Here is a 19,846-nt window from a genome sequence, read left to right on the forward strand (position 1 = left end):
AGCATATCGCGCCGCCCGTGCACGCCGGGCCCTCTCAGTACACCTCGATCTTTCCGGTCGGCCGTGGGCTGAAGCAGTCGTTGAAGAAGTACTCGCCTCGGCGCTGGAACGTGTACGTCGCCGACTGGCCCGGCTCCAGGCGGAAGTCGAACAGCCCTTCGAAGAACTGCGTGGCGCCGTGCGTGTTGACGTTGTCCGCCGGGTTCACGAACGTCACCGTCGTGCCGACCGGCACCCGCAGGTGCGTGGGTGCCATCGCGTTGACCGCGGTCGACTCGACGGCGCTCACCTGGCCGGTGGTGGCGTTGTACGTGCGGGCGAGCACCACTTTGTTGCCGACCGTGCTGCCCTCGACCGGACCGCCGGACACCGGGCGGCGCACCACCGGCGCGGGCGGCGTCGGCGCCGGCGGCACGTCGCCGCCGAGCTTGAACGCCCAGAGGAAGTCGCCGCGCGGCGCCGAGTCGCCGTACGGGATGCCGGTGCCGCCGGCGTACACGGCGACGTACTGCTCGCCGTCGACCTCGTACATGATGGGGCTGCTGCTGATCGCGGCGCCGCACTGGAACCGCCACAGCTCGCGGCCGTTCTCCGCGTCGAGGCACAGCAGGTTGCCGTCCGGCTGGCCGATGAACCCGAGGTTCGCGCCCGTGGTGAGGATGCCGTTGCCGTGCGCGAGGGAGTACGGCATGCGCCGCTTCCACCGCACCCGGTTCGTGCTCACGTCGACCGCGACGACGCCGCCGGTCAGGTACTCCCCCGGCGGCCGCAGGCCGTTGCTGGCCTCGGTCAGCGAGTGCGCGGCGGCGACATAGCCGAACCCGGTGTACACCAGCCCCGTGCTGTGGCTGAAGGACTGATGGTTCCAGCAGGCGCCGCCGCCGTGGCCGGGGATCGACAGCACCGGGACGTCCCAGTGCGGGTCGTACAGCTTGCCCTGCACGTAGTTCGGCACGGCCCGGTTGGGGTCACCGGGGACGGAGGTGCCCAGCGGCTGGTCCACGACCCTGTGCTCGGTCCACGGCCCCTGCCGCGGGAACGGCTGGGTCGGCCAGGTCTTCTGCCGCTCGTCCTGCGGCACCGGTACCTCGTCGATGCCCAGCGGCGCCGAGCCGTCGGTGCGGTCGAGGATGAGGTACATGCCGGACTTGCTGCCGTAGACCACGACCTTGCGCATCCGTCCGCGGATCCGCACGTCGGCCAGGACCGGGGCCATGGAGTTGTCCATGTCCCAGATGCCGTGATGCACCGACTGGAAGTGCCAGCGGTACTTCCCCGTCTTGATCTCCATCGCGACGATCGAGCTGGAGAACAGGTTCGTGCCGCCACGCTCCGAGCCGTCCTGCGACGAGCGGCTGCCGCGCGCGTTGCCGAACGTCCAGTACACCAGGCCGAGCTCCGGGTCGAGCGCCGGGTGCAGCCACGGGGTGGCACCGCCGGTCTGCCAGGAGGTCCCCTCCCAGGTGTCGTTGCCGAACTCGCCGGGGCCGGGCGCACCCCAGAAGTGCCAGACGACCTCGCCGTCGGCGGCGTTGACGGCGAGCGCCGCACCGCGATCGCCGTCGTGGGTGCCGACGTGCAGCAGACCGTCGTGGTAGGTGACGGCGACCTTCTCCATGTTGCCGTACTCGCCGATCTGCCGCTCCCACACGACCGCGCCGGTCTGCTGGTCGAGCGCGATGAGCCAGTTGCCCCGGCCGTGGGTGAAGACCAGCCCCTGCCCGACGGCGACACCACGGCGGGTCAGCGTGCCGCGGGTCTGGCGGTAGACCCATCTGGTGACGCCGGTCGCGCCGTCCACGGCGTGGACGTTGCCGAGGGCGGACTCGATGTACAGCACACCGTCGACGGCGACGGCGGTGCTCTGGTTGGTGCCGGTCGTCAGGCCGCCCTCGATGCGGTTGACCCACGCCGCACCGAGCCTGCGCAGATTGCCTTTGTTGATGCGGGTGAGGGCCGAGTAGTTCTGGTTGCCGTAGTTGCCGCCGACCTTGGGGAAGTCCTTGGCCAGCGGCGTGGTGCAGGATCCCGGCACATGACCGGCGGCGGGCGCCGCCTCGGCCTCGGCGGTGGCGGCCTGTGCCAGCGCGGAACCCACCGCGGTCACCGCCGCACCCTTGAGCACCTGCCGGCGGGTTTGCTGATGGTTCAACCTTGCTCCCCTCTTAGAGCTGGGGTCGGACGCCTGGACGGTGCGGCGGGCACCCGTGCTGCGGGCCTTACGGACGTCCAACACATTGACGATCTTGAGGTCCACTAGACGGACTGTTTGGACCACAACCAAGCGAGCTGAATATATGGCGGCCCGCGAGGTTTGTCCACGCCCAACCGGCTCCGGCCGCAACCCGGCACCCGGCCGGCGACCGACGGGTGTCAGCCGCGCAGCTGCATCCGGATGGCGGCGGCGGTGGTCTCCGCGTCCAGGAACTGCTCGACGTCGGAACTCGTGAGGATCTCGAGCGCCTGCCGCCAGTGCTCGCCGGCCCGATCGGGCCGGCGGAGCGCGCGCAGCGTGTGGGCGAGGCCGTCGTGGGCGCGGGCCTGGTCGCCGGGGAACCCGAGTGCCTCGGCGAGGTTCAGAGCCTCGCGATGGTGCTCGAGCGCGGACTCCAGGCGCCCGGCCGCGCGGTGGACGCGCCCGAGCCCGAGGTGCGCCTCGAAACGCCCGTTGCGGTCGTGCATCGCCTGCGCGATGTCGAGTGCCTGCTGGAAGAACGCACCGGCCGGGCGGTGCCGGCCCTGCCGCCGGTGCAGCTCGCCGAGGCCGATCAGCGCGGCCATCTCGCCGTTGCGGTAGCCGAGGCCGCGGGCGATGTCCAGGGACTGCCGGTGCAGGTGTCCGGCCTCCTCGTACCGTCCCTGCGACTGCCGGGCGGCGGCCAGGCCGTTCAGCGGGTAGGTCTCGCCGTGCCGGTCACCGACGGCCCGGGCGAGGTCGAGGGCCTGCTGGAAGAACGCGCCGGCCTCGTCGTAGCGGCCCTGCAGGGTGGAGTTCTGGCCGAGGTTGCCCAGCGTGATGCGTTCGCCGTGCCGGTCGCCGACGGCCCGGGCAAGGTCGAGGGCCTGCCGGTGCAGGGTGCTCGACGTCACGTACCGCCCTTGCAGCCGGTGGATCTCGCCCAGGACGTCCAGCGAGGCCATTTCGCCGCGGCGGTCGCCGACCTCACGGGCGATCTCCACGGCCTGCTCGATGTCGTCGCGGCCCTGGTCGGGGTTGCGCTGCCGGCCCCGGATGACGCCGCGGCCGTGCAGCGCCGCCAGTTCGCCGCGGCGATCGCCGATGGTCCGGGCGATGTCCAGGGCCCGTTCGAAGGCGTCGCCGGCCTCCTCGTTCGTCCACTGCCCGAGGTGGGTCCGGCCGATGTCGTTGTGGGTCCGCATCTCGGCCGCGGCGTCGCCGCCGTCGCGTGCGAGCATCAACGCCCGACCGAGCAGGGCAAGGGCGTCGCGGTACCGCCGCCGCACCTGCAGATGCCGCAGCAGGATGGTCGTCAGGTGCGGCGTGTGCTCCGGGCCGGCGCTGTTCGCCAGCGCCAGGAGGTTCGCCAGTTCACGGTCGAGCCATACCGTGGCCCGGGACTGGTCGGCCAGGTCGGGCGCGGCGGTCGCCGGAGCCGGCACATCGGGAAGATCGTCGCGCTCGTCGGGGTATGCGACGCCGACCGCCACGCGCGCGGTGTGCCGGAAGTAGTCCAGCAGCCGGACGTCCGCCGCACGGCCGGCCGGCTCGGGCTCGGTCGCACCGACGCCGGCGGCGTGCTCGCGGACCAGGTCGTGGAACACGTAGCGGCCGGCGGACGGCTCCAGCAGCAGCCGCTCGTCGAAGAGCCGGTCCAGCATGCGCCGGGCCGGGCCGGGCAGCGTACCGCTCAGCGCGGCCGCTACGAAGGCATCGATGTCCGGCCCCGGGTGCCGGCCGAGCAACCGGTAGAGGTCCTGCAGGTCCGCGGCCAGGTGCCGGTAGGACGTCTCCAGCGCGACCCGCACGCTGCGGGTTCCGTCGTCCAGCTCGGCCAGCCGCTCCTGCTGGTCCCTCAGCCGGGCCACCACGTCGGCAACGCTCCACGCCGGATGCGAGCGCAGGACGCCGGCCGCGATGCCGATCGCCAGCGGGAGCCGGGCACACAACGCAACGACCTCGGTGACGTCGTCGGCTGGCAGCGCTGACGCGCCGGGCCGGACGATGCGCAGGAACATGTCCGCGGCGTCCTCGGCGGGCAGCGTGCCCAGCGGGATCGCGCTGGTGGTCGGCAGCCCGGCCAGGCGACGGCGGCTGGTCACCAGTACCAGGCAGCCCGTGTGCCCGGGCAGCAGCGGCGCCACCTGCTCCGCGGCCGCGGCGTTGTCCAGCACGATCAGCAGGCGCCGCCCGGCCAGCACGCTGCGCCACAGTCCGATCCGCCCGGCGAGATCGGCCGGAACCTGCTCGGCGGGCACGTCGAGGTCGTTGAGCAGGCGGCCGACCGCGTCGATCGGCTCGACCGGGTCCTCCTGATCGGTGAAACCCTTCAGGTCGATGAACAGCTGCCCGTCCGGGTAGCGGCCCGCCATCCGGTGCGCGGCGCGGACCGCCAGCGCCGTCTTGCCGATCCCGCCCATACCGTCGATCGCGATGACGCCCGCCGCCGATGCCAGCAGCGCCTCGAGCTCGGCGGCGCGGCCCGTGAACGCGGCCGCGTCCAAGGGAAGCTGGGCCGGCCGTGGCCGTGCTCCCGGCCCCGTAGCGGACGTCCCGCGGCCCGGATGGCGCCACGCCAGGTAGGCCACGACCAGGCTCGCGGCGGTCATCACCGCGCCGGTGATCGAGGCCAGCTGGTCACCGCGGTCGAGCCAGTGCCCGACGTGGAGGCCCCGGCCTGTCCGGAGCGCGGCCATCCAGGCAAGACCACCGCCGGCGACCGCCGCTGCGGTCCAGCCCGTCGCACGGCGGTGTCGCATCAGCCACCGCCACGAGCGGCCAACCCATGCGAATGCCGACAACTGTGGCTCCGGATGCCTCGAGGTGGTGGAGCCTCACGGTACACAGGACCGGCCAATCAGGCTGTTCGCGGCGGCATGTGGGCCAGTGGTGTCCGCCTTGCCGACGGCGTCCACGCATCCGGTACGGCGTCGCGTTCGAACCGGACCGCTGGTGGAGCGATGCAGCAGGATGACCTAACGTGAATGCATGTGCACATTGCGGCACGTTCGCCGGTGGCTCGGCGGCAGGCGGAGAGGGATCGGCGATGCTGCCCGACTGGGTGCCTGACGGAGTTGACATCACCACACCGAACGCGGCGAGGGTCTACGACTATGCGCTCGGGGGGTTCCACAACTTCGAGGTCGACCGGCAGTTCGCCGAGGAGGCGAGACGCGCGTGGCCGGGTGTCACCCAGGTGGCGCATGACAACCGCGCGTTCCTGGGCCGGGTCGTACGGTGGCTGGCCGGCAGCGGGGTGCGGCAGTTCCTGGACATCGGCTCGGGCATCCCGACGCTGGGCAACGTGCACGAAGTGGCGCAGTACGCGGCCGCGGACGCGCGGGTGGTGTACGTCGACATCGACCCGGTCGCCGTCGCGCACAGCCGAAGGATCCTGGCCGACAACCGGTACGCGACCGCCGTCAAGGGGGATCTGCGGCAACCGCAGGCAATCCTGGGCCATCCGGAGGTGACCGGGATGCTCGATCTGTCGGAGCCGGTCGGTGTGTTGCTGGTGGCGGTGCTGCACTTCATCGACGATGCGGACGACCCGGCCGGCATCCTGCAGCAGTTCGCCGCCGCCACCGCGCCAGGAAGCTACGTCGCGGTCTCCCACGCTGCGCCCGCCACTGACGCCGCGGGGCAGGAGAACGTGCGGCGGCTGTATCAGCGCACCCCGACCTCACTGCATGTCCGCTCTCCCGCCCGGGTGGCTGAGCTGCTCGCCGGCTGGCAGCTGCTGGAGCCTGGCCTGGTGCCGATCAGTGACTGGCACCCGGACCCTGAGGACGCCGACGATCCTCCGCAGCACGCAGTGGTCGGTGGCGTCGCCGGCTGGTCCGCGACGGGCTGAGTCATCAGCGCTGTGCCGCTGCCGGCGTGGCAACGGACCCTGCCGTTCACCCGTCCGGGCGACCTGGTGGTCCTCAGGCGTTCGTTGCGTTGACACTTGCCCTGCCGGAGAACATTGCTGACTCCGGTCCGTCGCGGAACGGAGGACGCGTGTGCGGCAGTCGATGACGGTATCCGGCGATGCCTGGTCCGCACCGGTCAACGCCCGGCACCGGCGATCCGGACCGCGCCGCTGCCCACCCGGGCACCATCGACATCCAAGCTCGTCCGAGCGCCGTGAGTGTCACGAGTCGTGACCGGCCTCCCGCCTGAAACTCCGGCAGAACTGTCGCACCACGCTGAGGCGCAGCGGTATGCGCCGGACGTCGAGCTCGGGATCGCCGCACTGGCAGCGGCATGGGAGCACAGCCTGGTCCGGACGAACTTCGTGCCCGGTGGGCGGGCCCGCCGGGCCCGGATCCTGCACGGCCTCACCCGGCAGCTGTTCCGCGCCGTGACCGGTCCCGTGGACGATCCCGGCGCCGGTTTCGGGATCGGCACCGACCTCGTTCGCAATGCCATGTCCGACCCGCACGTCCTGACGACCAGCATGCGCATCCTGCGCCAGCGGCTCCTGACGGACCTGCGGATCGACGGCCCTGCCGCAACCGCCAGGCTCGCCGCGCTGATCGAGCAGCTGGCGCTCGGGTTCACCACCGCGTTGCGGGACCGGGTCCGCAGCGCGGCCGAGGAGATCGGCCGGGATGAGCGGGAGGCCTGGCGAGCGCACCAGCAGCAGCTGCAGCAGCAGGTGCGCCACGCGCTGCTGCACGACCCGTTGACCGGCCTGGCGAACCGGGCGGCGCTCACCGCCTACCTCGATGTCGTCATCGCCGGGAAGCCGTCCACGCGGATCGGTCTGTGCCTGCTCAACATGCAACGGTTCGGTGCCATCAACGACACCTTCGGCACCACCGCAGCGGACCGGCTCCTGCGGGACGCCGCACAACGGTTGCGTGGCCTGGCCATCGAACGCGACTACTACCTCGCGCATCTCGGCGGCGACACCTTCGCCCTCGCCACCGAGGACACCACCGGACCGGACGATGCCGTCAAGGCCGCCGACGCCGCACTTCGGCTGCTCCGTCACCCGTGGCGGACCGACGGCCACGACCTGTCCCTCACCGCACGAGCGGGCATCGTGGAGCGACCCGTCGGCGGAAGCGACGCCGGCGAGCTGCTGCGCGCGGCGGCGATGGCCCTGACCTGGGCGCGGCACGACAATCCGGCAACGTCCTGGACGCTGTTCGAGCCGGCCCGGGAAGCGCTTGACATCCGCCGGCACCAGCTCACGCACGCCCTGCCGGGCGCCCTGCGCCGCGGCGAACTCACGCTCGCCTACCAGCCGATCATCCGCCTGCGCGACAACACGATCGTCGGCATGTACGCGTTGCCGCGCTGGACCCACCCCGACGCCGGCATGGTACCCGCCGCCGAGTTCCTCGACCTCGCCGAACGCTCCGGCGTCCTCGTGCCGCTGAGCGTCCACCTCCTGCGCATGGCGTGCGCCCGAGCCGCGACCTGGCAGTCCACTCCGGAACCACCGGTGCTCAGTGTCGGCTGCACCACCACCGAACTCCGCGACCGGGGCATCATCACCGCCGTCGCGGCGGCGCTGGACAGCACCGGGCTCCCGCCGAACCGGCTGCAGCTCGCCGTCGCGCAGGACGCCCTGCACGACCCCAGCGACGACATCGCCTTCACCCTCGACGGTCTGGCCCGCACCGGCGTGCACATCGCCGTCAACAACACCGGCGGCCCCGCCCACCTCGCCGAGTCCCCGATCCGCACCGTCATCCTCGACCCGCGACTCATCCGCGGCCTCGACATCGCCCTGCCGACGTACGCGTCGAGCGCCAACATCCTCGCCTGGCTCATCGAGATGTTCCACGACCTGAAGCGCACCGTCACCGCCACCACCGTCGACAACCGCGACCAGCTCGAAGCCCTCAACGACCTCGGCTGCGACACCGCCAGCGGCAACTACCTCGCACACCCGATGAGCCCCGAAGCGGCCGACCAGCTCTTCATCTCCAGAAGCCGGCCTGCTCCCCCACCCGCCTGATCGGCAACGGTGAACGTTACATCGACAGCCTGCCGTCGCCGTACCCATCGACCAGCGCCGAGCACATTACTGAACTGATTAAGCTCCGACCCGGCGCGAAGCCATCGACGTTCGTTGACAAGCCTTGGCCACAGACGTAGCGTGCCGTCCGATTCGGTTAAGCACGCCGCCAGGAGGCCGCCGTGATCAGCCATGCACGAACGTACGCGCTCGCCGTTGTCGCCGTCCTGTCGGCCGCCGGTCTCACCGCTCCGCACGCCGCCTCGGCAAGCGCGAAGACGGACGCCGGGTTCGTCACACGTCAGGGTTCAGACCTGCGGCTGAACGGCAAGACGTTCAGGTTCGCCGGGTCGAACAACTACTACCTGCACTACACCTCACCGGCGATGGTCGACGACGTGCTCGGCGACGCCGCAAACGCCGGCTTCAACGTGCTGCGCACCTGGGGCTTCATGGAGTCCGGCCAGAACGGGGTGTCGTTCCTGTCGTTCGACGGCACGACGCCGGTCGCCAATGACGGGCCCGACGGGCTCGGCCGGCTCGATTACGTCCTGAAAGCCGCCAGCGACAAGGGCATCCGCCTGGTCATCCCGCTGACGAACAACTGGAGCGACTTCGGCGGCATGGACCAGTACGTCAAGTGGCGCGGCGGTGCCCACCACGACGACTTCTACACCGACCCGGTCATCCGGGGCTGGTACCAGGACTGGATCGCGCACGTGCTGAACCGCACGAACACGCTGACCGGCGTCAAGTACAAGGACGACCCCACCGTCATGGCGTGGGAACTGGCCAACGAACCCCGCTGCGGCGGCTCCGGCCAGCTACCCCGCTCGGCCGGCTGCACCGATCAGACACTGGTGGGCTGGGCAGACGACATGACCCGGTTCATCCACAGCGTCGACGGCCACCATCTGGTCGGGGTCGGCGACGAAGGCTTCCTGTGCACCGACCGGGCCGGCGCCGACTGGACGACCAACTGCGCCGACGGCGTGGACTCCGCCGCGCTCGCCGCGCTGCCCGGCGTCGACCTCGCGTCCTTCCATCTGTACCCCGACGGCTGGGGCAAGGACGCCGCCTGGGGCACGCAGTGGATCCGCACCCACGCGCAGATCGCCGCCCGGGTGCACAAGCCGGTGATGCTGGGCGAGTTCGGCTACAAGGACAAGGCCACCCGTAACCCCGTCTACAAGGCATGGACCGACGAGGCCGTGCGCAACGGCCTCGACGGGTTCCTCTACTGGCTGCTCTCCGGCGTCCAGGACGACGGCACCAACTACCCGGACTACGACGGCTTCACGGTCTACTGCCCGAGCCCGGTCTGCACCGCCATCGCCAACGCCGGCGACGAGCTGCGCCACGGGCAGCGGTCCCGCCCGCCGGTCGCCGACGACGACGCGGTCCAGACACTGCGGGACGAGGCCGCCACCCTGCAGCCCGCCGCGAACGACATCGCCTACCGGACCCGGGTCACACCGGCCACCATCGACCTCGACCCGGCGGCCGCGGGTCAGCAGACGACGGCGACCGCACCCGGCGGCACGTTCACGCTGGACCGCTCCACCGGAACGGTCAGATTCGTGCCCGCGCCCGGATTCCAGGGACGCGCCGGCGCCTCCTACACGATCCGCGACGAGGCCGGCCGCACCTCCAACGCGGCCCAGCTCACCGTCACCGTACGCCCGCGGCCCGGCGACCCGGTGCTCATCGCCGGTTTCGAGAACGGCACCGACGGCTTCGTCCCGGCGAACTGGCAGGCCAACGCGGGCACCGTCGCCCAGACGACGGACTTCCACACCCAGGGCGCCGCCGGACTGCGGATCACCGCGGCCGACGGCGGCTGGTTCGGCATCTCCCCGCTGCCGGCCGCGCTCGACGTGTCAGGCAAGGCCACCCTCAAGTACGACCTGCGCACGGCCGCGGCGGGCACCTCGACGAGCATCGCGGTGCAGACCGGCGCGGCGTGGACCTGGTGCCAGTCCACCTTCGGCTGGGTCAACCCTGATACGACCACCACGGTCTCGATCGACCTCACCACCGCGATGTCCTGTGACGGCACCGCACTGGCGGACATACGCGTGATCTACGTGTGGTTCTCCGGTGGCGGCACCTTCGACATCGACAATCTGCGCGCCGAGTAGGACCCGCCCGTCGCTTGCGCCGGGCGGACTTGGAAGTGGTGCACATGTCGACCAGGGGGCAGGTGCGGCGGCGCATACCGAACTCGGCCTTGCCGGCGAGTTTCTTGTCGCCGCGCACCGGCCGGACGGAGATGGTGATGCCGTTCGGGCAAGTGACGGTCTGGGCCTGCAGGTCGATGTCGAACTGGTCCTTGGCGAACATCCCACCCGGCGCGACGGGCGGCTGGACCTTCGCCATCGCCTCGATCCCAGCGTCCTCGAGGCGCTGCAGTATTTCTCCGGCGCCGAACGGGCCTTCTGATCCGTTGTCGGGCGAACCAGCCTCGGTGCGTATCGGTCGCGCCGCCTTGGACTCGGGCTTCGAGCCCGAGAACTGCGGTGCGCCGGCGGACCACCGACGCTAAGGTCGCGCCATGGAGATCCGTCGTGTGATGCCGGCCGAAGAGCTGGCCGCCGAGGAGGTCGTCTCGGCGGCATTCGGCGAGCCACCGGACGGGCGCGTTGTGCAGATGATGCGAGCTCTGCAGACCAGCGGAGCAGCTCGGGCGAGTCTGGTCGCTGTTGTCGACGAGGAGCTGGTCGCGCACGTTGGTCTCTCACGCGGCTGGGTGGACGCTCGACGCGAGGCGGTCGAGGTAATGGTGCTCTCCCCGCTGTCGGTACGTCCCGACCTCCAGCGCCGCGGCGTCGGCACCGCGTTGGTCGCGGCGGCGCTGGAGACCGCCGAAGGTCATGGCGCGCCAGCCGTCTTCCTCGAGGGCAGCCCGTATTACTACGGACGCCGCGGGTTCAGCTCCGCCTCCGCCCTTGGCTTCGAGCGGCCCTCGGCGCGCATCCCGGACCCGGGGTTCCAGGTGGCGCTTCTTTCGTCGTACCGGCCGTGGATTGTCGGCCGGCTGATCTATCCCGAGGCGTTCTGGACCACTGACACGGTCGGTCTGCGCGACCCCGAGCTGCAACGGGTGGAGGCTCAGATCGCGGCGGGCGGACGAGCGCCGGGAGACTGATGGATTGCAAGACCTCGCCCACCGAGTCGCGGTACCGCTGTAGACGCGCGCAGCAATCCAGACAGAACGGCTGGTCGCTCCCGCTTCACCGTCTGCGGCGCCACACCCATCACGCCCGCGACGTCACCGTGGCGGACGTCGATTCACACCAGTTTCCTAGCCGACTTTGATACGCACCCTAGTTGGCTCGGGAGGCTTCACGCAGCGCCTCGATTTCGGCCAGGAACCGCTCGGAGCGGCGCGGGAAGAGGTGGGCCCCGCGTTCGTCCGATCGGGCGCGGGCTGCTTCGGCGGCGGCTCGCACGACGTCGACGGGTTCGCCGCGGGCGTGCAGCAGGCGCGCGCGCAGCAACAGCAGGAGCCCTTCGGCGTAACGTTGGCCGTAGGTCGTGAGGGCCTGGTCGGCTCGGTCGAGGGCGGTTGCGGCCGCGTCGGGCATGTCGGCGGCCAGCCACATCTCGGCGATCAGGCCGTAGTGGTATGCGATGCCCATCGCGGCGGGTCGAGGAGGGTCGCGGCCAGGAGTTGTTCGGCCTCTGCCGCCTTGCCGGCCGGGTCGTCGCCGGTGAGTGCACAGGCCCAGTGCCAGTCCAGCCAGATGTAGTGCTTGTGCGCGACGCCGGAGCGGTCGGCGCCGGCCGCGATCCACCGCTCGGCCCGATGTCCCACTGGTACAGGCCCCAGGCATGCCGACCGTACGCCTGGATGGTCGGATCGACGGACGCCTGTCCGTGCTCGTACAGTCGGCGGGCCCACCTCCCACGGTCCTTCTCGATCGAGGTGTAGGCCCCGACCAGCCGAACGAACAGAGAGTGGACGGCCTCCGTCTCGCGGCCGAGCATGCGGGCCAGGTACTCGGCCCGCTCCAGCAGGTCGAACGTCGAACCGCCGTATCCCGCGTGCCTGCTGGCAACAAGGGTGAGCAGCGACAGCACCGACAGCTCCAGGTCCCGCAGGCCGGCCGTGCGCGCGATCTGGGCGGCCGATTCCAGGTGCCGACCGGCGGCCGCGAACGCGAGTTTGGTCGCCGCACGGCGGCCGGCACGGGCCAGTGCCTGCGCGGTGCGAGCCGGGTCGGCGAGCGGGCCGGCGGCCCACAGGTGGTAGGCGAGGCGTTCGGCGACGGACTCGTCGTCCACATGGGTGCGTTCGAGAGCGTCGGCAACGCGCAGATGCAGCCGGACGGTCTGCTGCCGCGTCGTGGTCTCGGTGACCGACTCGCGGACCAGGTCGTGCGCGAACCGTAGCGAGTGCGGGCTTTCCGGCCTGGTTTCCAGCAGACCGAGCGCCTGCAGCGGTTCGAGGCGTTCGAGGCAGTCCGCGACGTCGACGCCGGCCGCGCCGGCGAGCAGGGCGAGGTCCACGTCGCGGCCGATGAGCGCGGCGACATGCAGCAGGTCGCGAGCTCTGTCGTCGCGACCTGCCATCCGGTCGCGGACGACGTCTCGTACGGTGGCCGGTACCCCGGCCGGCACTGCTGCCTCGCCGTCGCGCAGCGAGCCGCCGTCGCTCAGCAGCCGGGACAGCTCCCGGACGAAGAACGGATTGCCGGCCGTACGGGTCTCGACGAGCTCCCGGAAGGCGACCAGGTCCAACATGCCGGAAGGCGCCGTGAACAGGTAGGTGTTGCCGCGGCGGTGCAGGTATGAGCCGGTTCTACGGGAGGGGGATCGCGGGTTCGAGCAGCCGCCGCAACGCGCCGACGTACTTGTGGATGACGTTGAGCGCGCTGCTGGGAACGCCGTCGCCCCAGATCAGATCGATCAACTCGCTCGCGCTGATCGGCCTGCCCACCCGGGCCAGCAGCAAGGCCAGCAGATACGCCTGCTGCCGGGGACCGGTGTCCAGCTCGACACCGTCCCGCCACACCCGTAACGGGCCGAGGACCTGCAGGCGCAAACCAACGCCACCGACCGGCCGGCCGCCCCTCGTCGTCAGGCTGGACCGGATGAACCGGCAAGGCCACGCCGACCCCCGGGAACATGACAGATCGTCCGCTGACCAGCCGTCGAACGCGGAGTTGCAGCGCGCACAAAGCCTACCGGTCCAAACCCTGCCCAGAAAACCCATCAGACGTCGATCCGACCAGGCACGCACCCCAGCCGGCCACCACCGTCGCCGACTTCGATACAGGCCCTGGCGAGGACCACGCGAGTGTCCCGGCTCGGGGCGCGGTTCACACAGCGATGTCGCGCCGGTTGTAGCGCCAGGTGCCCGCGGCGACGAACAGCACGGCGAGCCCGAGCAGGAGCCCGGCGTGGCCCCATTGCAGGCCGTGCTTCAAGGGTTCCCCACCCAGGTACCAGTCGAACGGGGAGAACTGCTCCGTCCACTTCAGGCTGTCGATCTGCGTGAAGAAGGAGTCGCCGAGGTAGCCCAGCACCGCGACGACGGCACTGGCCGCGATGGCGTACACCCGGCGGCCGGTCCACGCGCCGACGCCGTAGGCCAGCGCGGCGAACAGCAGCCCGAACAGTGCCAGTTGCAGGCAGATCGCGAACAGGCGGCCGGGTGGGAGCGCCGTGAACTGGCCGGGGCCGCGCAACGCGATGATCACGAGGCACATGACGGCCGCGATGACGACCAGCGCCACGGTGATGGCGAGAAAGCGTTGCAGTGCAAGCGAGGCACGGCTCACGGGCTGGGTCTGGACGAGATCCAGCGTGCCGGCCTCCTCGTCGCCGGCGATCGCCTTGACTCCGGCGGAGATGGCGAAGACGGCGACCAGGATGGGCACCAGCAGGCCGAACACACTGACCGCGAAGTAGTTCTCGGGTTTGGTGTAGTCCTCCATGTGGAACGCTTCCTTGAGCGACTGCGGGAACGCGTTCAGGGCGTCGGCCATCGCCGGGTTGTTGATGCTCGGGTAGAACGAGGCGTACATGGCCGCGACCGCGGTCAGCGCCACGGTCCATGCGATCCACGCGCGGCGGTTGTCCCGCATCGACTTCCAGAAGACGTGCATCACGCCTCCTCGTGCTGGTAGTAGGTGAAGAAGAGCTCTTCGAGCTCGGGCTCCTCGCTGATCAGATCCACCACGTGGTGTTGGGCCAGCGCCTTCACCAGCGCGTCGGCGTCGCCGGAAAGCTTGCAGCGCAACACCTTTCCGTCCACGACCACGTCGGAGATGCCGGCCGCGTCGAGGGTGGGCGCGTCGCAGTCGAAGTGCACCTCGATCTTGCGCAGCGCCCGCTTGCGCAGGTCGTCGATGTGTTCGACGGCAACCAGTGAGCCTGAGCGGATGACGCCCACGCGGTCGCAGGTCTGCTGCACCTCGCTCATCACGTGCGAGGACATGAAGACCGTCTGCCCGTTGGCGGTGGCTTCACGCACGAGCGAGACGAACTGCTGCTGCAGGAACGGATCGAGCCCGCTGGTCGGCTCGTCGAGGATGAGCAGGGGCGGCCGGTGCATGAATGCCTGCAGGACGCCGAGCTTCTGCCGGTTTCCCTTGGAGAGGCTGCCGATCCGCTTGTTCAGGTCGAGATCCCAGGCGGACGCGAGCTGTTCGATGCGTTGGGCGGGGACGCCGCCGCGCAGGGTGCCGAGATAGGTGAGCAGTTCCCGTCCGGTCTGGCGCCCGTTGGCGATGAAGTCCCCGGCCAGGTAGCCGATCTTGTCACGAAGTTCAGGGGCGGAGCGCGGCTCGGCACCAAGGACGCGCACGGTGCCCGAGGTGGGCCGGATCAGATCCAGCAGGATTCGGATCGTCGTGCTCTTGCCGGCGCCGTTGGGGCCCAGGAACCCGAAGGCCTCCCCGGGGGACACCGAGATGTCCAGACCCTTCAACGCTGTGGTGCCCCCACGGCCGTAGCGCTTGACCAGCGCCTCGGTCTGGATGGCCGGGGTGTCCGCCATCACGTGTCCTTCCGCTGCTAAGACAGTCCTTCTTTTCTGGCGAATTCCTCGATCAGTTGCGGGAGCCGCTCGCCCACGAACGCGTAGAAGTCGCGGGTCACCCGCAGCCGCTGCGCCCGCGGCAGGCTCTCGTCGCCGCCGAGGACGTCGATGCCCTTCTGCATCACGTCGTGGATGACCGTGTACAGCCGGCGCGCGTCGACCGTGCGCGCGAGCGCGTCGGGGAACATCTCGTAGGCATGGCCACGTCCGCGCACGGGCACTCGCCGCACCATCCCGAGCTGTTCCAGGGCACGCACGCCCGTGCTGACCGAGCCCTTCGAGAGCCCGAGCGACTGGGCCAGTTGCGTGCTGGTCTGCTGCGGCGGGTCGCAGATGAGGAACCAGCCCATCAGCTTGCCGAACGCGGCGGGCAGGCCCATCCCGGACAGCACCAGGCCCACCTCTTCGGCGAACTGCCGCTCGTCCTCCACCACGATCTCCTAACGTTCAGAACTTTCTGAACGTTAGCATACGCCGCGGCGCCCGGGATGTCCGCTGCGGATTTCTGGCCGTCGATGCGCGAGCGCGGGTCGCCTACCATCCGGGTCGACCCCGCTCACCACGCGTCCCAGGGAGCAGTGCCAGATCCTGATGAGTGACCCAGCGCCTGCCCACGGGCCGTTCCCGTTCCGCCGGGAGGACTTGGCGGAGAGCCGCTTGCTGGTGGGCGTCGGGCACACGCTCGCCGACTTCCGTCGCTGGAGTGCACACCATCCCGCCCTGATCGACCAGTACACCGACCGGTGCACCGAGCAGCTGCTGGCCGCCCGCCGGTTCACCGTCCGCCGCCGGGCCGCGGAGCATGTCCGGCAGGCGCGGGAGGTGGCCCACTTCAGCGTGTTCAACCTGGCCGAGGTGCCCTCACCGGAGCAGGTCGAGGCGGCCGTCAGCGGATCGGGCGGGCGGCCGCCCACCGTCCGCGAGGTCCTCGCCGGCATCGACGACCGCGACGGCGTCGCCGGGGTCGTCGCCGCGTTGGAGCGCCACCTGCCGCCGCTGCGTGGCGCCGCCGAGCTGCAGTGGCTCACGGAGCGCCTCAAGCACCTGCACCGCATCCTGCCCGAGGCGGTCGTCCAGGCCGGCGGTATGGGCAAGGTCCTGCGGGCGATGACCGGCGTGCTGCTCATCGCCGCGCAGGGGGGCGACCGGGCCGGACCGCACACCGCCCGGGCGCGCCTTGCCGGCGTCGTGCGGGGGGCGTACGGGTTCGGCGCGGCCTACGCGATCGTCGACGACACCCTGCACGACCTGCCCGCCGACCACTTCTCGGTGGAGCACCGGGAGCGGCTGCACGAGCTGGCCGTCAAGGGCCTCGCCACCGGGCAGCCGGCCGACGCCGGCGACGTGCCCTCGCACCCGCTCGCCGAGGAGCTGCACACCGTGCACCTCGGACTGCTGGACGACTACGCCTTCGACGAGCACCGGCATCTGTACCACGCGGCCGAGTCCATGTACCTCGCCCAGCACCGCGACGCACAGCGGGCGACCGACCCGCCGGCCGCGCGGCAGCCCGACGACCTGTACCCGGACATGTTCGTCAAGGCGGGCATGAGCCGGGTCATCGCCAACCTGCTCGCCCGCCGCGAGCTCGACGACGGGTTCTACCGTCGCTGCATCAACATGATCTTCATCAGCCAGCTCCGCGACGACCTGATCGACGCCGCCGACGACCAGCGCGACGGCCGCAGGACACCGTTCACGACGCCACCCGGCCCGGATCGCCCGGACGGCCCGAATCCGCTGCACGACCTGTTCGCCTACCAGTCGTACGTCGCCGCGGAGGTCTTCGGCGGCGATCCGGTCGCGGCCGATGCCCTCGCGTACTACACCAGCACGCGGCTGGGCCGGCACCTCGCCGCCGATCCGGGCCGCGCAGACGTGCTGCGCCGCCGGTTCGCGCCCACCGGCACGGTCGAACGGTTCCTGGCCGCGGCCACCGGTCGCTCCGGTCGCGTCGACCGCCGCCGCGACGTCGCCGAGCAGCGGCTGCGGGAGCGGGCGGGGCAGCTCCTGCGGCACCGCAGCGCCACCACCGTCGACTGCCGCACCTTCATCGCCGACCGGTTGCCGTACCTCAACGGCCTGCTGGACCGGCACCGACCGGCGCAGGGCAGTTCGGACCTGGACGCGGTCGTCGCCTACGCGCTGGCCGGCTCCGGCAAGCGGCTGCGTCCCGCGCTGGGCCTCATGCTCGCCGAAGGACTCGGCATCCAGCCGGCCGCGATCGAACCGGTGCTGGTCGCCGGCGAGCTGTTCCACACCGCGAGCCTCATCTTCGACGACCTGCCGGCGCAGGACGGCGCGACGGTACGCCGGGGCAGGCCCGCCGCCCACCTCGTGTACGGCGAGGCCAGTGCGCAGCTCGCGGCGCTGTCGATGATCTCGTCCGGTTTCGGGCTCGTGGCGCGGCTCGACCGCCGGTTCCCGGCCCAGCGGGTCACCGCCGTCATCGAATACGTCGGCTCCGTCCTGGGGCCGCAGGGCCTGTGCCGCGGACAGCACCTCGACCTGCGGCTCGGCCAGGACGGCACGCCCGCCACCGCGGCGGAGATCATCGAGATGTACAGCCTGAAGACCTCGACCGCGATCGAGGCCGCACTGGTGCCGCTGCTGATGCTGCTGGACCGGCCGCCCGAGCAGATCAGCCTTCTCAAACGCTACGCGCACCACGCCGGGGTCGTCTTCCAGCTTCACGACGACGTCCTGGACGCCACCTCATCGACCCGGCAACTGGGCAAGGACGCCGGCCTTGACGCCCGCAAGGCCAACATCGTGCGCACCTGCGGGCTGGCCGAGGCGCGCCGGCTGACGGCGGTCCACCTGGACGCGGCGGTCAGCTGCTGCGAGCGGCTGCCCTTCGACACCGACCTGCTCGCCTGCGCCGTCCGCCACTTCGCGACCCGGCAGCGCTGACCGGCCGGTCCTCGGCGTCCAGGTCGGCTGCGCGGTCGCCGGCATGCCCGGCGTCGACGGCGGATCCTCACGGGTGGTCGAGCGGGAAGTCGGCCTGCAGGCGCGTACCCTGCCCGGGCGGGCTCTCGACGGTCAGCGTGCCGCCCACGGCCTCGACGCGGTCGGTCAGCCCGATGAGGCCCGTGCCGCGCTTCGGGTCGGCGCCGCCGATGCCGTCGTCGCGCACCGTCAGGTGCAGGTAGCCGCCCCGGATCTGCACGCAGACGTTGACGAGTGTGGCCTGGGCGTACTTGGCGGCGTTCGTCAGCGCCTCCGCCACCACGTAGTAGGCGGCGACCTCGATCGGTTCCGGCTGGCGGCCGTCCACCTGCACGTCGAGCGCGACGGCGACGGCGGAGCGGCGGGCCAGCGTGCGCAGCGCGGGTCGCAGGCCGCCCTCGGTGAGGATCGCCGGGTGTACGCCGCGCGAGAGCTCCCGCAGCTCGTCGACCGTGCCGTTCAACCCGGCCATGACGGCGGACAGCTGCTGCCGGAGCTGCGTCAGCTCCGGCGGCACGTTCGCCTCGGCCATGCGGATGTCCAGCCCGAGCGAGATGAGTCGCTGCTGGACGCCGTCGTGCAGGTCGCGCTCGAGCTGCCGGCGGGTCTGGTCGGCACCGAGCACGAGCCGCGCCCGTGATGCGACGAGGTCGGCGCTCTGCACGAGCGTCACCGCCTGGCGGATGATCAGCAGCGCGATGACCACGGACTCGACGACGATCTCGACGCTGTCCATCGGGACGCCGCGGACCAGTTGCACGAGCAACAGCACGCCCGTGCCGGCGACCGGCACGTACGGCAGCAGCAGGTGGCCCCAGCGGGTGCCCGGGTGCGCGGTCCAGTGCGGCGTGTCCCCGGCCGGCGTCAGCGCGGCGACTGCGACGAGCGCGTGCCCGGCGACGAACCCGGCATTGGCCAGCGGCGGCATGCTCTGCGCGCCGGCGGACACCAGGTACGCGAACACGCTGTCCGAGAACGACAGGCAGAACAGCCCTGCCCCGAGGATGACCAGCTGCGACCGGTTCGCCGCCGACGCGGTCGCGGCGATGAGCAGCACGACGATGACGGTCAGCAGCAGATCGGTGACCGGGTAGGCGATCGCGATGGTGTAGGCGAACGGGGTGGCCGCACCGGCCCGCACCACCGAGCCGAGCGCGGTGGCCCAGCTGAGCACGAACAACGCACCCACGACGATGAGCCCGTCGAGGAGCATCACCAGTTGCCCCGGGCGGCGCCGCTGCACGCCGTGTGCGGGCCGGTCGGACGCCAGGGCGATGACCGCCACGAGCGCGAACACCGGCATGGTCAGGTATCCGGCGTCCGCGAGCGACGGGGTCGGTAGCCCGACGTCGCGGAACAGCTGGTACCACGACCAGAGGAACTGCCCGATCATCCAGCTGCACGTCGCGGCGCCCATCCACAGCCGCCACCATCGCTGCGCGCCGGAATGCCGGGGAGCGGTGATCCAGCAGGCAAGCGTTGCGGCGAGCGCGGCGGACAACTGCCCGGCGTTGTCGACGAACAGCGACCACCACGGGCTCAGCAGCCCCGAGCTGGCCAGTCCGACGACAGCGACCACCGATAGGGCGGCGACGAGGAGCGGCGCTGACATGCATCTGCGCGACAAACGGTTCAGTCCTGACCGAAGTTGATCAGAACGACACGCTGGCTACGCTACCGCACCCGCGTGTCCTTCCCGTCGCGTCTCGGC

General features: G+C 71.0%; 17 protein-coding genes. 8 read left to right on the forward strand and 9 right to left on the reverse strand.

The window, feature by feature from the left end:
• Positions 1–34: 34 nt before the first annotated feature.
• Both OHA72_RS45070 and OHA72_RS45075 read right to left on the reverse strand, forming a co-directional pair.
• On the reverse strand, positions 35–2,152 hold the full coding sequence (locus OHA72_RS45070) for an outer membrane protein assembly factor BamB family protein (RefSeq protein WP_327002249.1): 2,118 nt from the start codon (positions 2,150–2,152) through the stop codon (positions 35–37).
• A gap of 221 nt (positions 2,153–2,373) precedes the next feature.
• Positions 2,374–4,938 carry an ATP-binding protein gene (locus OHA72_RS45075; protein WP_327002250.1) on the reverse strand — a complete coding sequence of 855 codons (2,565 nt, stop codon included), beginning with the start codon at positions 4,936–4,938 and terminating at the stop codon, positions 2,374–2,376.
• A gap of 287 nt (positions 4,939–5,225) precedes the next feature.
• On the opposite strand from OHA72_RS45075, the gene OHA72_RS45080 reads away from it, so the two are divergent.
• The 5 genes from OHA72_RS45080 (at position 5,226) to OHA72_RS45100 (ending at position 11,283) form a co-directional block, all read left to right on the forward strand.
• Positions 5,226–6,032 carry an SAM-dependent methyltransferase gene (locus tag OHA72_RS45080; protein ID WP_327002251.1) on the forward strand — a complete coding sequence of 269 codons (807 nt, stop codon included), beginning with the start codon at positions 5,226–5,228 and terminating at the stop codon, positions 6,030–6,032.
• Between the two features lie 291 nt (positions 6,033–6,323).
• The gene (locus OHA72_RS45085; RefSeq protein WP_327002252.1) at positions 6,324–8,135 is read left to right on the forward strand and encodes an EAL domain-containing protein; all 1,812 of its coding nucleotides are present in this window, start codon (positions 6,324–6,326) and stop codon (positions 8,133–8,135) included.
• Positions 8,136–8,317: 182 nt separating this feature from the next.
• A complete protein-coding gene (locus OHA72_RS45090; RefSeq protein WP_327002253.1) occupies positions 8,318–10,276 on the forward strand; it encodes a cellulase family glycosylhydrolase in 1,959 nt (652 codons plus the stop codon).
• Complete coding sequence (locus OHA72_RS45095) at positions 10,236–10,577, forward strand: hypothetical protein (RefSeq protein WP_327002254.1); 342 nt, start codon at positions 10,236–10,238, stop codon at positions 10,575–10,577. Before OHA72_RS45090 ends, OHA72_RS45095 begins: the two co-directional genes overlap by 41 nt.
• Before the next feature lie 112 nt (positions 10,578–10,689).
• Positions 10,690–11,283, forward strand: a complete 594-nt coding sequence (locus OHA72_RS45100) for a GNAT family N-acetyltransferase (RefSeq protein ID WP_327002255.1) — start codon at positions 10,690–10,692, stop codon at positions 11,281–11,283.
• 178 nt (positions 11,284–11,461) lie between these two features.
• On the opposite strand, the gene OHA72_RS45105 is transcribed toward OHA72_RS45100, so the two are convergent.
• On the reverse strand, positions 11,462–11,776 hold the full coding sequence (locus OHA72_RS45105) for a hypothetical protein (protein WP_327002256.1): 315 nt from the start codon (positions 11,774–11,776) through the stop codon (positions 11,462–11,464).
• The gene (locus OHA72_RS45110) at positions 11,749–11,952 is read right to left on the reverse strand and encodes a hypothetical protein (RefSeq protein ID WP_327002257.1); all 204 of its coding nucleotides are present in this window, start codon (positions 11,950–11,952) and stop codon (positions 11,749–11,751) included. Before OHA72_RS45110 ends, OHA72_RS45105 begins: the two co-directional genes overlap by 28 nt.
• Positions 11,953–12,095: 143 nt before the next feature.
• Here OHA72_RS45110 and OHA72_RS45115 point away from each other — a divergent pair, with 143 nt between their 5' ends.
• Together OHA72_RS45115 and OHA72_RS45120 are read left to right on the forward strand one after the other, a co-directional pair.
• On the forward strand, positions 12,096–12,530 hold the full coding sequence (locus OHA72_RS45115) for a hypothetical protein (RefSeq protein ID WP_327002258.1): 435 nt from the start codon (positions 12,096–12,098) through the stop codon (positions 12,528–12,530).
• A gap of 3 nt (positions 12,531–12,533) precedes the next feature.
• Complete coding sequence (locus OHA72_RS45120; protein WP_327002259.1) at positions 12,534–12,932, forward strand: hypothetical protein; 399 nt, start codon at positions 12,534–12,536, stop codon at positions 12,930–12,932.
• A gap of 7 nt (positions 12,933–12,939) precedes the next feature.
• Here the strand turns inward: OHA72_RS45120 and OHA72_RS45125 are convergent, their stop codons facing one another.
• From OHA72_RS45125 to OHA72_RS45140, 4 genes are all read right to left on the reverse strand, one after another.
• Positions 12,940–13,182 (reverse strand): AfsR/SARP family transcriptional regulator, encoded by a 243-nt coding sequence (locus tag OHA72_RS45125; RefSeq protein ID WP_327002260.1) that lies wholly within the window; start codon positions 13,180–13,182, stop codon positions 12,940–12,942.
• 277 nt (positions 13,183–13,459) lie between these two features.
• Positions 13,460–14,248, reverse strand: coding sequence for a DUF2705 family protein (locus tag OHA72_RS45130; RefSeq protein ID WP_327002261.1), 789 nt, complete (start codon positions 14,246–14,248; stop codon positions 13,460–13,462).
• A complete protein-coding gene (locus OHA72_RS45135) occupies positions 14,248–15,141 on the reverse strand; it encodes an ABC transporter ATP-binding protein (protein WP_327002262.1) in 894 nt (297 codons plus the stop codon). The genes OHA72_RS45130 and OHA72_RS45135 overlap by 1 nt, the downstream gene beginning before the upstream one ends.
• A 17-nt stretch (positions 15,142–15,158) precedes the next feature.
• Entirely contained in the window at positions 15,159–15,563 is a 405-nt protein-coding gene (locus OHA72_RS45140; protein ID WP_327011778.1) for a GbsR/MarR family transcriptional regulator, read from the reverse strand.
• 283 nt (positions 15,564–15,846) lie between these two features.
• Here OHA72_RS45140 and OHA72_RS45145 point away from each other — a divergent pair, with 283 nt between their 5' ends.
• Complete coding sequence (locus tag OHA72_RS45145; protein ID WP_327011779.1) at positions 15,847–18,096, forward strand: polyprenyl synthetase family protein; 2,250 nt, start codon at positions 15,847–15,849, stop codon at positions 18,094–18,096.
• A 67-nt stretch (positions 18,097–18,163) separates the two neighbouring features.
• Here OHA72_RS45145 and OHA72_RS45150 read toward each other — a convergent pair whose 3' ends face one another.
• The gene (locus OHA72_RS45150; protein ID WP_327002263.1) at positions 18,164–19,747 is read right to left on the reverse strand and encodes a sensor histidine kinase; all 1,584 of its coding nucleotides are present in this window, start codon (positions 19,745–19,747) and stop codon (positions 18,164–18,166) included.
• Positions 19,748–19,846 lie beyond the last annotated feature (99 nt).

The organism is Dactylosporangium sp. NBC_01737 (assembly GCF_035963215.1).
GTDB lineage: Bacteria > Actinomycetota > Actinomycetes > Mycobacteriales > Micromonosporaceae > Dactylosporangium.